Here is a 13,389-nt window from a genome sequence, read left to right on the forward strand (position 1 = left end):
TGTTCAGGGCCCGGTTGCCGAAGGGATCGTAGGCCCAGCGCTGGTGGAACGTGCCGGTGCACCCGACGCCGCCACTCCGGCCTCTCGGTGGTTTCTCATCGACCACCGGTGCGTTTCGCACCTATCTCGATCGTCGCGGCGAGCTCGCGCCCGATGAAGCCGACCGCCCGGCTCACGCCGAAGGCGGTCCGGTCGACCACCGCGGTTGCGGTGAAGGCGCAGCCGTCCGCCGTCGTGCGGCCATCGACCACCCGTAGCGTCACCGGCGCAGTCACACCGTGCGCGGTAAGCAGGCCGCGCATCGTCCAGCCACTGCCGTCGGATCCCACGCCGGTGCTGGCGAAGGCCATGGCCGGGTGCGCCGCGACGTCGAGGAAATTCTTCCCCGTGACGTCCCGGTCGCGGCGCTTGTTGCCGCTGGCGAAGCTGGCCGGGTCCATAGTCACGCGGACCGACGAGCCGACCGCGTCGTCGGCGAGGACGATGGTGCCGTCGCGGACGTCGAGCGTGCCGCGGACCGCCACTAGGCCCCACAGCTTCTTCACGGCAAAGCGGACAGTTGTGCGGGACGCGTCGACCATGTACGTCCCGGCGGGGATCGTCGGTCGCGTGGCGCTGCTGTCGATGCTCATCTCAGGACTCCTTGGCGATGTGCGGTGATCTGGTTGATGGCCACCCGGTCGGGTCCGGGCAGCAATGCCGGGTCTTCGCCCGGCAGCAACTGGGTGGCGTTGACCGCTTTCCCGAGGGCGGCCAGCGCCGGAAGCGATACGGCGATGTTGAGGACCACGTGGGCGCAGGTTTCGGGCTGCCAGAGCACGAGCACTCGCACAAGGCCGGGCGTCTGGCCAAGGGCCGGGCCGATCCGATCGTGGAAGGCCCGCCGGGCGGCGGCGATCCGCGCCGGGCCCTGCGGTCCGTCGAAGTCGAGGAGCGCGGCGCCCCGGGGCACGTCCGACGCGGCAGGCCCGGGTATGTCCTCTTCGACCTGGTAGATCTCGTCGCGGACGACGGTGCCGCCGGGTGCCCCTGCGGCCGCGGCCGCGCGGGCCGACGACCAGCGCAACGGCGCCCTCGCCCGCGAGCGCCCCGGCGCGCAGCGTGTCCAGCGTCGCAAGCTGCGTCCCGCGGCCTACCAGGCGAACCGGCGTACCACGTATTGTCCGCCGCCACTCTGGCGAGCAACACCGCCCCGCGGCACCTGAATCAAGCCCTGATCCGCGTATGCCGCAGGGGGCCGACAATTCCAGTGGAGGTCTACCTGGGACGATGGCGGCGATAGAACAGAACCCGCCCAAGGGCGACGGGCACCCCCTGGCCACCGCGGCGCTGACGACACGGCACGGCTGTGGACACCTCGGCCGGACGCTCACGGATCGCCGGACGCCCAAGGCGTCGAAGCCCTGTACAACCGCATGCGCTCACGGCTCGCCACGCTCGCGGCGACGGCCCCTCCCGTGAGACTTCCACCACCAGCGTGCTGCGGGAGTTCGCCAACCGCGGCCTGCTCCGCCTGGCAGGCAACGTGCACTCTGCGTACCTGGACGGGGGAACCGGGGCGGGAAGTGTGACATGCCAATGGACCCTCACCCAGACCTGGTGGGTCGTCACTGTTTCGGCCCAAGAGCTGATGATCCGACTCTGACGTCTGGTCAACAGGCGGGCAGCAGATGTTCTGTGCTGGTTGTGATGGGTGCCGGTCGTAGTCCCCCGCACAAACAGGCGGATGCCGCCGAGGTCAGGACGGGCGTCCGAGACGGGTGGCGGAGAGAAGGGCGACGGCCAGCGCTGAATCGCCGGGATGACGATGATCAGCGCAGCGATGGAGCGAACGTATAGGGCACCCGCGAGGACGCCGCCGACCGGCCTGGTCGCAGCACGCGGTGCTGCTGGTCTGTCAGCCGGATGCGGCGAGCTGGTTCAGCAGCTGCATGACCTGGGAATCGCCGCTCCATCGGCCCTTCTGCTGGGCGTCGGCAAGACGCTGGCGGAGGTCGCGGGCTTTGTCAGCGGCCTTGCCGGTCTCGCCCTCCTGGACCTTCTTGTTGATCTCGGCTGCTTTCTTCTGGGCGTCGCGGTACAGGTCCGGCTTCATGGAGCCGGACTGGGCGGCGAGCGCGGCGGAGAGCTGGCGGGCGAGCGCCGCCGGATCCTGCGTGGCCGCCCGCTTCACGCTCGGGGCGGGCGTGGGGCTCGGGCTGCGGGTGGGGACCGGCGACAGGCTGGAGGCGGCCGGCTCACTGGTGGCTGGGGAAGCGGAGGAAGCTGGCGGGGATGAGTCGGTGTCCTCGCTGCGGTCGCCGCCGACAAGGAGGAAGAGCACGGCCAGAAGACCGCCGCCGACGGCGACTAGGCCGCCAAGGACAAGTGGCAGGGGCGGGCGGGCCCCCTGCCGGGGGCGGCGCCGTGACGGCGGCGATCCGTCTGCGGGGACGCTGATGGCGGGAAGGGAAGCGGTGGCATCGCCGACGGGCGGCAGCATCTGGGTGGCCTGGGCGGGAGCTTCGGCGGCGACGGCCGCCAGGTGCCGGGCGGTGTCGACCGCGTCACCGGGCCGGTCGGCAGGGTTCTTGGCCAGCAGGGCGTGGACCGTGCGCACCAGGTGCGGCGGGGCGTCGGTGCGTATCCCCTCCAGCGGGGCGGGATGCTCGTGGACGTGGCGGTAGAGCACCCCAGCGATGTCCTGGCCGGGGAAGGGCGGCTGCCCGGCCAGCAGTTCGTACAGCACGCAGCCGAGCGCATACAGGTCGGCGGCCGGGCCCACCGGATGCCGCAGCGCCTGCTCGGGGGCGGTGTAGGCGGCGGTGCCCACCGCGGGAGAGCCGTCAGCGACGGCATGTTCGGTCAACTGCGCGATACCGAAGTCGACAACCTTGAGCACGCCGTCGTCACTGAGCAGCAGGTTGGCGGGCTTGACGTCGCGGTGCACCACCCCCGCGGCATGCGCGGCGGCCAGGGCACGCGCCGCCTGCGCGCCAAGATCGGCGGCTTGCTCCCATTCCAGCCACCCCCGGGCGTCGAGTAGCTCGGCCAGACTGTGGCCGCGGACGAGTTCCATGACCAGGAACGGGCGGCCGCCGGCGGCGTGCCCGAAGTCGTAGACCGCGGCGATGTTGGCATGGGTGAGCCGGGCGGCGGTGTGCGCCTCGTGCCGGAAGCGCTCGGCCGCGCCCTCATCGCCTGCGGAGGCGGCGAGGAGTTTGACCGCGACCTCCCGGCCCAGCGCGCTGTCCCAGGCACGCCAGACCTGGCCCATGCCGCCGCTGCCGAGCGGCTCGATCAAGCTGTACCGGTCCGCAAGCATCTCGCCTTGCACATCCCACCCCCACGTGGTCCGTCAAAGCGCACACTTTAGGCCAGCCAGGCCACCTCAGCGTGCCGGGCAGAGCTGCGAGAACAATCGGGCCGGGGCTGAGAACAGGTCAATCGGATGCGTGCGTGATGGCGAGTGCGGAGACAAACAGAGCAACGGAGATGGCTCCGGTGCCAGCCTGGCCGGTGCGAAGATCGCATCGGGCGGACCCATCCTCCTCGTCCTGTTCGGTGTGGGCACCCTCTGCGGCAGCGTGCTCGGCGGTCGGTTCGCCGACATGAACCTGATGCGCACCCTGTGGGTTGGCATGGTCGTCCTCGGTGTGTCCCTCGCGGCGTTCTCCGTCACCGCGCACAACAAGGTCCTGATGACCGCCACGCTGATCGTGTTCGGTGTGGCCGGTTTCCTCATCAACCCGGGCCTGCAGACCCGGGTCCTGAACGAGGCCAAGGGCGCGGCGACCCTGGCCAGCGCCGGCAACATCTCGGCGTTCAACATCGGCAACGCGGTCGGGCCGTGGGCCGCCGGACTGGCCATCAGCGCCGGCCACGGTTACCTCTCGCCGAGCTGGGTCGCAATGGCCTTCGCCGGTTGCGCACTGATCACAGCCCTGGCGGGCAGCGCCGTCGACGCCGGCGAGCGCCGCCGCTCGCCGGTGGCCGACCGGACCCGCCCGCGAGGCACCCGTGACGGAGGCAGAGGCCGGGATCGCCGACGAACTCCGGCCGGCCGCCACCACCACCGCCGAGCGGTCCTCCCGGTGAGGAGCACACGATGAAGCCGTCGGCAGAAAGGGCACAGGTGCTCGTCGTGGGCGGAGGCCCCGTCGGCATGCTGCTCGCCGCGGAACTGGCCGAACGCGGCGTCCACACCGTGGTGCTGGAGGCCGAGACCAAACCGCGGGACGCGCCGCGGGCCGGCACGCTGCACGCCCGCACCGTGCAGACTCTGCTGCGCCGCGGCTACCTCAGCGTGCCGGACGCCACGGACCCCGGGGACCCGCGCGCACGGCGCTCCACCGGCTTCCACTTCGCCGGCATGCCCCTGCTGCGTATCCCTGCACCCACGGTCGAGGGCCCGCCCGTCCTCGGCGTCCCCCAGTCGGCACTGGAGGAGACTTTCGCAGCACGGGCCCAGGAGGCCGGTGCCGTCGTCCTGCGGGACCACACGGTCTGCGAAGTGCGGTCGTCCGAGCGGTCGGGACGGGTCACCGCCCTCACCGGCGACGGGACCCGCACCTTCGAAGCGGACTACGTGGCCGGCTGTGACGGTGCCCGCAGTGTGGTCCGGACGTGAGTGTCACCTCGGTGAGCGCGTGAGTGGTGGGCGGTCGAGGCACTGCCGTGCCGCGGTAATCCCGGCGGGGCGGGGGCCCGGGCAGCACGGTGGGCGGGGCCTGCGGCCTCGTGCCAGCATGTTGCTTCTGCGCCGGATGGTCAGCGAGGGCCGCGACGATGTCGACTGCGGTGAGCACCCCGGCCACACGTCCTTCTTCGTCCAGCACCGGGAGGGCGTCAGTTTCGGTGTTTGTCATGTGGTCGGCTGCGTGACGCACGGTCTGCTCCGCGTGGACGCGCGCCGGTCTGTGGCCCGGCAGGAGTTCGTCCACGCGCAGGCCGGACAGCGAAGCGGCGGGTGCCGCGCGGGCGACCGCCACGTCGGCCCTGTCCAGCAGGCCGGCACAGCGACCATGGCGCTGCGCGATGCCGGGGCCTCCCCCTGCGCACAAGTCGCGGCACTCATCGAGCGGCACCTCGCCGACATCGAGCGGCACCTGGCCGAACTGCGCCAGACCCGCACCGCGTTGCGCGCACTCGCCGAGCGGGCGGCCGCGACCGACCCGGCGGAGTGTACGGACACCGACATCTGCCGCATCCTGGCCGGGACGAACAGTGAGCGCCCTTACTGAGCCGCACCCTCGCTCCCGCCTAGGGTTCCGGAGATGAGGAACCCACCCCGCGCATGACGAGGAGCCCAGCAATGCTGCGCGCAGTATGGAACGGCACCGTGATCGCGGAAGCCCCGCGCACCGTGACCGTCGAGGGCAACCACTACTTCCCGCCCGAAACGCTGCACCGCGAGTACTTCACCGAGACCCGCAGCAGGTCGCTGTGCCTCTGGAAGGGGCTCGCCCGCTACCACACCGTCACGGTCGACCGCCGGACCAACCGGAACGCGGCCTGGTACCACCCCCACCCGAGCCCGCTCGCCCGCCGGATCAAGAACCACGTCGCGTTCTGGCAGGGCGTGACGGTCGAGGACGAGCCGGAGGGCACGCCGTGAACGGCCGTCGCCCGGCCCGGGCAGCGGCCGGAATCGGTCACCGTGCGGCTGGGGTGGTCCGGTAGCCGTGCGTCGGCGGGCGAGGCTGCCGGGTGTTGGCCATGCTCGGCACCAGGCCATCTGGCCCAGGGCTATTTCTGGGCTTACCCGCTCGGGTGGGCCAGTTCGATGCCGACTCTTCCGCCGATCCGCAGTGCCATGGTGCGGGTTGGCTCCACGGTGAAGTCGGCCGCGGCGATCCGCTGCGACACGGCGTCGCCGACGTTGCCGAGCGGTTGTTCGCGCTTCCGGCCGCGCATCCCGGCCTGACGGCGCCTCGGCCGTGCCCATGGTCATGCCCGTGCTCGTCGAGCACCGCGTCGGCCAGGACCAGCAGCAGCCGCAGTTCCTCGAACGCCTCGGCCCTGGTCATGCCGGCGTTCCGGTCTTCCGGCTCACGCCCAGCTCTTCCTTGAAGCCGTCCCGCCACGAGGGGTAGCGCAGTTGCCAGCCCAGCTCCCGCTTCGCCCTGGCGTTGGAGAAGCCGTGCCCCTCGGTCATCATGGTCACCGGGAACTCCCCGGCCAGCAGCTTGGCCAGCCACTTGGGAATCCGCATCGGCCGCTTCGCCCCCGCGCACGCGGCGAGATACGGCAGCCAGTCGCGGACCTGGGCGGGCTCGTCGTCGACGATGTTGAACACGCCCCTCGCCTGCTGTTCCACTACCAGGACGGTGGCACTCGCCGCGTCGTCGAGGTGCACCCACGAGGCCCAGCCGGTGCCCTCCCCGACGAGCGGGAACATCCGCTTGCGCACCATCCTGACCACGTCGTCGCTGGCGCCCGGCCCGTAGAACCCGCCGTACCGCAGGACCGTGCCGCCGGCCTTGGGCACCACGTCCTGGATGTGCAGGACACCCGCCGAGAGCCTGCGCGCCACCGGCGCCGTACCCGGGTCGATCGGGTCCTCCTCGGTCAGCAGCCCCGCTCCGGGCCCGTAGCTCTGTGCGAAGCTCTGTACGACGACATGGGGTACGCCGGTCGCCTCGGCGGCGGCCAGCAGGTGGTCCGTACCCTCGATGCGCAGCCGGTTGGTCGGGGCGAAGGACCGGTCGGGGTGCCGCATGTCGGGCTTGCCGCTGAGTCCGGTCATCTGGTGCACGATCGCGTCCGGCCGGGCCTGGGCCACCGCCTCACCGACCGACACCGCGTCCAGCCCGTCCATCACGACACCCTGAGCACCCAGCTCCCCCAGCAAGCGCAGCTTGGCCGCACTCGTCGTCGTCGCCGTCACCTGGTGTCCCCGGGCCACCAGCTGCGGCACCAGCCGCCGCCCCAGGGCCCCGCTCCCGCCTGCCACGAACACGCGCATGACCGTCACCTTCCTGATCTCAACTCCGTACTCCGTCTCCGATACCTCGGACGAGACAGCACCCTCTGTCTGTGACACGGCCCGCTGGCTGTTGTCACATCCACGGCCGGGCGGTGTCTTCAATGCCGACCGAGTCAACCGAGTCAAGCGTCCAGGGAGGACATCATGACGCTCCGCGTCCCGAAGGCCGAGCTCCCCGTCGAGCTCAGGGAGAACCTGATCAAGCAGTTCGGCGCCGTAGCCGAGAACATCGAGGTGCTGTGACACAGTCCCGCGGTCGCCCAGGAACAGCCTGGAGTACGGCGGCAAGGTGGGCGCCTGGGATGCGGCCAACGTGAGCCTGAAGTCGATCGCGCACATGGCCGTCGCCGCACAGGTCGGCTGCATCTGATGCCTCGACGTCGGCTACTTCCAGGCGCAGAACCAGAACCAGAACCTGGACCTGGCCAAGGCGAGCCAGGTGCCGCGCTGGCGGGAGTCGGAGGTGTTCACACCGCTGGAGCGGGACGTCATGGAGTACGCCGAGGCCATGACGAACACGCCGCCAACCGTCACCGACGAGCTGCACGCGGGGCTCCTCGACCGGCAGAGTTCATGGCACCGGACATGGCCCTGATCACCGACGGCGGCGAGGTGGTGACCGCCGCTCTGGCCCCGGTCCACGGCACCGACGGGGACTTCCTTGGCGGTGGTGCGGCTGCCGGGGCGACTCGACCAACCCGGGCCGGTACTCGGCCCCCGGCGGGCTCGGCTTCACTTCCTGCGAGCGGGCGTCCGCGATCACCAGCTCAACACTGCTGACCGGCGACATCCCTGGTTCCCTTGTCCCCTGTCCCACGCCGGGGCGTCCGGATTCAAGGCCCTGAACTGCAGAAATGCGGTTCAGGGCCTTCTTGTGCGTGCCAATGACACACGGCCCACACGTCCATGACCACCCGGTCCAGCGAGCCTTTGACCTGCGACTTCACGGTGCCAGGTGGGCGGGCCATGACGGCGGTGCCTTGCATACGCCCGCAGGCGGGGGCGATCCTGGCCGCGGTCACCGCTGTCACCGCTGTCACCGCCAGAGGGATGATCGAACGCGAACACGCCCCCCCACGCTCCATCCAGCGAACCAAAACACTGGGTCAAGTCCCGAAGTGGATGTGCGCGGCCCATCTAGTCGGAGTGGGCCCGAAGCGGTCACGCGCCGCGCGGACGGCATGGTGCACAGCGTACGCGGCTGCGGTGAGGTCCGGCGGGCGGGTGCCGTGGTGGGTGAAGGCGTCGTAGAACTTGCAGGTGATGTCCAGGGCGGCCTTGTCGCCGATGGGCCACAGCGTGCCGATGACCTGCTGATAGCCGGCCAGATGGAAACCGGCGGTGATGTGAAGGGCCTCGTCCGCGAGAAGCGGGTGGGGCGCGGCGGTCTCGCAGGCGGACAGGTAGGCCAGTTGTGCGTTCTCAAGGCGGAGGGAGCGGATGGCATCGAGTGTCATGGGGTGACTGTCGTGATCGTGCAGCAGGAGGCTGGTGCGGGTGGGATGGGTCCAGTCGGCCTGGCCGTGGCAGACGAAGTGGGCGATGGTGTACCTGGGCAGGGCGGCCAGCACTTGCTCGCGTTCGGGGTGGTCGAGGAGCAGCGCGCCGGGGGCACGGTCGGCAACGGCGCGGGCCTCGGCGGGAGCGCCGGGCAGGGCGGGTATCCGGCCGTCCCCGCCGGCTTCGGTGACGATGACCACCGATCCTGACACATCCGGTTCCCCGGGCTCGGAGGTTTTGTCGGCCTGCTTCGGTGTTCGGGCGTCCCGCAGGGCTCGGGCACGGGCGAGTGCCTGGACGGTGGGTGTGTAGGAGGAGACCACGTGGTCCATGGCGGTGCGCATGGCCTGAACGGCTCCGGCGTCGGCTCCGGCGCCTGTCGTGTGATGGCCGGCGGCGTGCAGCGGTAGAAAGCTGAGCAGGCCGACCGGGCACCACCACACCCGGGGTTTTCTCTCCTCGTCAGTATCGCGCGGGGCACTGCCGAGGCCGAGGGCCAGGAGCACGAGTTCGACCGCGGTGTCCCACAGCCAGGACAGTATCTGGCGCAGTTCGGCCTGGGCTGCGCGTCGGGTCGGCAGGTCCGCGGTACGGTCCTGCGCGGTATGCCTGGCCTGGGAGAAGCGCCTCACCAGTTCTTCGGTCTCCTTGGAGCCGAGGCCGGGCAGCGGTACGGCGCGTACCGGGGCCTGCGTCTCACCGGTCAGGACGAGTGCGGTGCCCTGGTTCTTGTGAGCGAGCATCATGATCACCGGTCCTTCGGTGGCCTGTGCCGTCAGCTCCGCGATCCGAGGGCGCAGGAAGTCGGACATGCCGGGTAGTGCGCGGACGCGTGTCAGAAAGTCGTCCCAGGCGGCGTAGGCCTCGATGCGAGCGCCCCCTACAGCCCCGTTGCCGATGACGTGGCGGGAGGTCTGCGTGGTGACGGAGACTCCGGCCGGGCTGTCGCTTTCGTAGAGTTCGAGCGCCTCCGCGGCGGCCTCACGGTCCAGTGTGTTGAGCCGGTCGCAGAATGCGGCGAATTCCTCAGCAAGCGCGTCGTCCACTGTGCGCAGCAGCTCCAGTGCGTGGGTCTCGGCGGCCACGGGGGCCAGGACACCGCGCGTGGTCTCCAGCAGTTCCACCGCCCTGATGGGGTCACCTGCCTCGAGCGCCGCGGCGGCGGCCTCGGTCGCGAGGCCCCCCAAGGACACTGCCGCGTGTTGTTGGTCTGCCGGATCCGGCCCCGCGGCCATCACGCGCGGCACCAGGGCGACGGCCTCTTCAAGAGCCATCGGACGGTCGCCGACGGCAGAGTCTTCCAGTGGGGGAAGTGCTGCCCACGCCCGGTAGTCCGCGATCCGCTGCAGTGGCCTGTTTGTCGCAGACTGTGCGGCCTGCCGGAAACACCGGTGCGCTTCGGCCAGGGCGGCGGGGTCCCCGCTGCTCTCGAAAACCAGACGTGCGGTCTTCGCCACGTGGGACAGTGCGTCCGCGCGTCTGGCGTCCTCGACCGGGACGAGGTCCAAGGTGCCGCGCGCCAGCCGAAGCGCCTCCGCCGCATACACGTGGTCGCCCGTCTTTTCCGTCCGCAGTACCAGTACCTCGGCCAGAGCCCGCAGACAACGCGCCCGCAGGCTCGGCGGCAGGGCCGGGACCTCGACTGCCGCCCGCATCACTGCCTCGGCTTCGTCCAGGAGCGCCGGGTCGCGTTCGTACTCGTGCAGCAAGAGCAGCGAGTTCACCAGCTGCACCGCATAGGTGACGTGTTCAGGACGTGTCAGGGGCTTGTCGCCGACGGCTCGTCGCCCCAGGTCGACGGACTCCTCGACCAGCGGTGTCTCCCGGGTACGCAGATACAGGACTCGGAGGGACTCGGCCAGGTGGTGCTCACGCAACGCTCGGATCTCGCCAGGAGGGTTCGGCGCCTCAAGGGCCTCTCGGGCGAAGTACACCGAGGTGAGGATCGCTTCCATCTGGTCCGTTCGCTCGGCCCAGAGCCGCGTCGCCACGCTCAGGTCGGACGCGTAGCGCACGTGGTCGGGACGCGTGAACGGGATGGACTCCATCACCGTGCGGGTGTGGGTGATGGACTCCTCGAGGAACGCGAGCCGTCCCGTGCACGTGTACAGGTGCCGCAGTACGGTGCTCAGATTCGACAGTTGCACCAGCCGCAGCTCGTCATCGGACACCACCAACTCGGCTGCCTGCCTGGCGGCGGCGACCGCTTGTTCCAGAAGGGCTTTCTCCTCGGTCAGTTCGTAGCTGATCTGCAGGCACAGGGCGAGTTCGGAGAGCGCCGGTTGCCGCAGGACCAGGTCGTTGGCCGCTTCCGCGACCGCGTCTTCGGCGGTCCTCAGCGCCTTCCTGGCCGCCTGCTGTTCGTGTGTGCGTTCCGCGAGCCCACGCCAGTGGGCCGCCGACGCGATCATCCGCGGCACCCGGTAGGGCACCCGAGGCGGTGTTGCGGCGACGGCGGCGGTGCCCAGACTCGCGGCCTCGCGGATCAGCTCGACGCGGTCGGTGTGTTCCCCCAATTGCCTTAGGCCACTGGCCAGATTCGTCAGGAAGCGGCCCTTGTCGCCGTGGTCGTCAGGGGCCGCGCGCAACGCCTCCCGTCCGTGGGTGACGCCTTCTTCCAGCAGGTCTGTGCTGCGGGTCCACACGCCCAGCAGGCACAGAGCGCTGCACAGCAGGTCCAGTCGGCCGGGAAGTTCCGCCTCCGTGGGCCCGGTGGCGGCGACGACGGCGCGGGCGCAGGTCGCCGCCTCGTGCATCAGGTCGACGTCACCTGTCTTCTCTCCGAGCCGGTTCAAGGCGTTGGCCAGATTGAAGTGGACAGGTCCGTGGTGGGGGTGCCCGGCCGGGGTGGCCGCTGCGGCCTGGCGGCCCAGCTCGACCGCCTCGGTGAGGCTGGGTGAGTCCTTGGCCCGCTCGGCGAGCATGCGAACCGCCGCCGCCACGTTCGTCATCCGTCCAGGGTGTTCAGGGTCGTCGGGCTCCGTGGCGTGGACCGAAGCGCGCAACAGTTGCACGGCGCGCAGCAGAGCGGGCAGGTGGCCGGTCTGCTCGTACGCGCGTACCAGGTAGACGCCCTGCGTGTTCAGCGTCGCAGCCCGGCCGCCGCCTGACCATTCCTGGTTCGCGGCGGAGCGGTGGAAAGCCCCCGCGATCTGGGAGGGTACGTCGGCCTGCGGGTCGGCGCGCAGCACAGGGGCGAACAGCTGCGCGGCGAGGACGATCTCGCCGTTGGCCTCGGCTGCGGAGAGTGCCCTGCTGCGTAGCCAGTGGTACCAGCCCAGTTGGGTGGCCGCCTCCAGATCGGTTGAGAGCACTGTTTCGGCCGCGAGCCGTGCGGCCTCCAGCGCCGCTTCGTCTCGCAGGGTCTGTGACAGGTCGTCATCGTCCCGTACCCAGGAGACCCTGGCGCGCAGCAGGCGCAGGGCTTCGTCACGAGCGGTCATCACGCTCTCCGGTGAGTGGTCGGTGATCGGAAGCGGCCGGCAGGCGTGGTGGGGTCAGGAGCCGTCCGCGGCTGTGTCCTTGCGGAGCAGAGCGGTGACGGTTCGGCCCTTGTCGGTCGAGAATGTGCCGTCCGCGGTGACGCCGAGCCGCTCGGCCAGTTCGGCGGCGTGGAGGTCGACGGCGGTCTCCACCAAGTCGGCGAGCACGCCTGCGGTGGCCCTGGAGCGGACCCAGCCCGCGGTGGCGAGCACGGCGGCCACGGCCAGAGCGGGCCACCAGCGGCAGGCGAGGACAGCGTAGAGGACTCCCCATCCGACCAGTCGAGCCGACTCGGCATAGGCCGTGCGAGCCGTTGCCAGATCGGCTCGGAGCCCGTCGGGCACGAGGGCCCACAACCGGGGCCAGGCGCTGCGGAGTTCGAGATCGTAGAAGCGCAGCACTCTCAGGTCGGCCGCACGGAAGCGGTCTCCGACCCAAGTGGGGCGTTCCGGCTCCAGCAAGCTGATGGCGTCGCGGTCGGCCAGGGCTTTGTCGAGCGCGGCGGATGCCCGGCGGACGTTGTTCTGCAGGCCCGCGGCGGCCCGGCCCTGCTCTTTGGCCGCCGCCTCGCGTGCCGCCCCGACCCGGCCGTCGGCCTCGGTCCACTGTGCTCGGCGCCGCTCGGTCAACCGGCGGAAGAAAGAAGATCCGCCCGGTACGGTCCACAGGCGTTCGACCAGCTGTCCCAGTGCCGCAGCAGTGAGGCCGAGGACGAGACCGAGCGCGAGGGCGATGGCGGACCAGAAGATCACGGTTCCGGCACTCGTGTTCCCCGTCACCAGAGTGCTCAGCCACTGCTGGAGGTCGCGGACGTCGAGTGCGCCCGTCTGCCCGAGCCGGTAGGCGGCAACCAGCGCCCCCAGGAAGAAGAGTCCGGGGGCGGCCAGGGTCGCGATCCACCGGTCGGCGAGCTTCTTGCCGAACTCCGCGAGGAAGGCGTTCATCTGAGCAGCCCCACTCGTTCCAGAGGGGTGCCCAGTACGGCACAGACAGGCACAGGGCCGTCCGCGGCGGCCGGCAGTCCTCGGGCGCACCTGCGCTCCGGGCAGACCCAGACGTCCTCGGGTCTGTGGGTGGCAGTGCCCGGCAGTTCCTCATAGCTGCGGTCGGCTCCGGTGACACCGTCGATACCGAGTGCGGCAAGCGCCTCGTCGAGGGAGTCCAAGTCCGCCGACATCCCCTCCGGTTCCGGTATGCCCGCGCGGACCGACGCGACGATCCGCTCCAACAGCGGTAGCGCGCCGGCTTCCCGCGCCAGGTCGGGCAGGTGCCCCCGTCCCAGTTCTTCGCACACGCGCTCCACCCGCTCCGGCAAGCTCACGGCCCCTCCCCATGGTTGCCTCGCCCAGCCCCAAGAGGGCAGACGTTACAAGCCCACGGGCACTGGTGACCGTCTGTCAGCGAGATTGGCGGTCGGTGGGATGGAACGGATAGCAGGA

The 13,389-nt window shown here is 70.6% G+C and carries 13 protein-coding genes and 1 pseudogene; 5 read left to right on the forward strand and 9 right to left on the reverse strand.

All coding sequences use genetic code 11. The annotated features are described in order from the left end of the window. Window positions 1-95: 95 nt before the first annotated feature. The 3 genes from ABD357_RS01090 to ABD357_RS01100 all read right to left on the reverse strand — a co-directional run bounded on the left by ABD357_RS01090 (window position 96) and on the right by ABD357_RS01100 (window position 3,283). Window positions 96-632: a YceI family protein gene (locus ABD357_RS01090; RefSeq protein ID WP_344386826.1), complete on the reverse strand. Its 537-nt coding sequence runs from the start codon at window positions 630-632 to the stop codon at window positions 96-98. Beyond that, on the reverse strand, window positions 629-1,117 hold the full coding sequence (locus ABD357_RS01095; RefSeq protein ID WP_344386827.1) for a hypothetical protein: 489 nt from the start codon (window positions 1,115-1,117) through the stop codon (window positions 629-631). The genes ABD357_RS01090 and ABD357_RS01095 overlap by 4 nt, the downstream gene beginning before the upstream one ends. 780 nt (window positions 1,118-1,897) lie before the next feature. Beyond that, a complete protein-coding gene (locus tag ABD357_RS01100; RefSeq protein ID WP_344386828.1) occupies window positions 1,898-3,283 on the reverse strand; it encodes a serine/threonine-protein kinase in 1,386 nt (461 codons plus the stop codon). A gap of 151 nt (window positions 3,284-3,434) precedes the next feature. Between ABD357_RS01100 and ABD357_RS01105 the strand changes: the two genes are divergently transcribed. Then, window positions 3,435-4,091 (forward strand): MFS transporter, encoded by a 657-nt coding sequence (locus tag ABD357_RS01105; RefSeq protein ID WP_344386829.1) that lies wholly within the window; start codon window positions 3,435-3,437, stop codon window positions 4,089-4,091. Further along, on the forward strand, window positions 4,088-4,609 hold the full coding sequence (locus ABD357_RS01110) for an FAD-dependent monooxygenase (RefSeq protein WP_344386830.1): 522 nt from the start codon (window positions 4,088-4,090) through the stop codon (window positions 4,607-4,609). The genes ABD357_RS01105 and ABD357_RS01110 overlap by 4 nt, the downstream gene beginning before the upstream one ends. Here the strand turns inward: ABD357_RS01110 and ABD357_RS44485 are convergent. Further along, a complete protein-coding gene (locus ABD357_RS44485; protein WP_425584713.1) occupies window positions 4,530-4,847 on the reverse strand; it encodes a CBS domain-containing protein in 318 nt (105 codons plus the stop codon). The genes ABD357_RS01110 and ABD357_RS44485 overlap by 80 nt on opposite strands. On the opposite strand from ABD357_RS44485, the gene ABD357_RS01115 reads away from it, so the two are divergent. Together ABD357_RS01115 and ABD357_RS01120 are read left to right on the forward strand one after the other, a co-directional pair. Further along, on the forward strand, window positions 4,728-5,222 hold the full coding sequence (locus ABD357_RS01115) for a MerR family DNA-binding protein (RefSeq protein WP_344386832.1): 495 nt from the start codon (window positions 4,728-4,730) through the stop codon (window positions 5,220-5,222). The genes ABD357_RS44485 and ABD357_RS01115 overlap by 120 nt on opposite strands. 71 nt (window positions 5,223-5,293) lie before the next feature. Next, window positions 5,294-5,596, forward strand: coding sequence for a DUF427 domain-containing protein (locus ABD357_RS01120; RefSeq protein ID WP_344386834.1), 303 nt, complete (start codon window positions 5,294-5,296; stop codon window positions 5,594-5,596). Between the two features lie 143 nt (window positions 5,597-5,739). On the opposite strand, the gene ABD357_RS01125 is transcribed toward ABD357_RS01120, so the two are convergent. After that, entirely contained in the window at window positions 5,740-5,895 is a 156-nt protein-coding gene (locus tag ABD357_RS01125; protein ID WP_344386836.1) for a hypothetical protein, read from the reverse strand. Between the two features lie 109 nt (window positions 5,896-6,004). After that, a complete protein-coding gene (locus tag ABD357_RS01130) occupies window positions 6,005-6,946 on the reverse strand; it encodes an NAD-dependent epimerase/dehydratase family protein (RefSeq protein ID WP_344386837.1) in 942 nt (313 codons plus the stop codon). Window positions 6,947-7,111: 165 nt separating this feature from the next. Here ABD357_RS01130 and ABD357_RS01135 point away from each other — a divergent pair. Beyond that, window positions 7,112-7,532 (forward strand): annotated as a pseudogene (locus ABD357_RS01135) (carboxymuconolactone decarboxylase family protein); the annotation flags it as partial. 541 nt (window positions 7,533-8,073) lie between these two features. Here the strand turns inward: ABD357_RS01135 and ABD357_RS01140 are convergent. Genes ABD357_RS01140 through ABD357_RS01150 form a run of 3 tightly spaced genes read right to left on the reverse strand, consistent with a single transcriptional unit; the run spans window position 8,074 to window position 13,271 of the window. Continuing rightward, window positions 8,074-11,910, reverse strand: a complete 3,837-nt coding sequence (locus ABD357_RS01140; protein ID WP_344386838.1) for a CHAT domain-containing protein — start codon at window positions 11,908-11,910, stop codon at window positions 8,074-8,076. Window positions 11,911-11,964: 54 nt separating this feature from the next. Then, window positions 11,965-12,894, reverse strand: a complete 930-nt coding sequence (locus ABD357_RS01145) for a hypothetical protein (RefSeq protein WP_344386839.1) — start codon at window positions 12,892-12,894, stop codon at window positions 11,965-11,967. Then, the gene (locus ABD357_RS01150) at window positions 12,891-13,271 is read right to left on the reverse strand and encodes a hypothetical protein (protein ID WP_344386840.1); all 381 of its coding nucleotides are present in this window, start codon (window positions 13,269-13,271) and stop codon (window positions 12,891-12,893) included. Before ABD357_RS01150 ends, ABD357_RS01145 begins: the two co-directional genes overlap by 4 nt. Between the last annotated feature and the right edge of the window lie 118 nt (window positions 13,272-13,389).

This window comes from Streptomyces vastus (assembly GCF_039532825.1).
Classification (GTDB): Bacteria; Actinomycetota; Actinomycetes; order Streptomycetales; family Streptomycetaceae; genus Streptomyces; species Streptomyces vastus.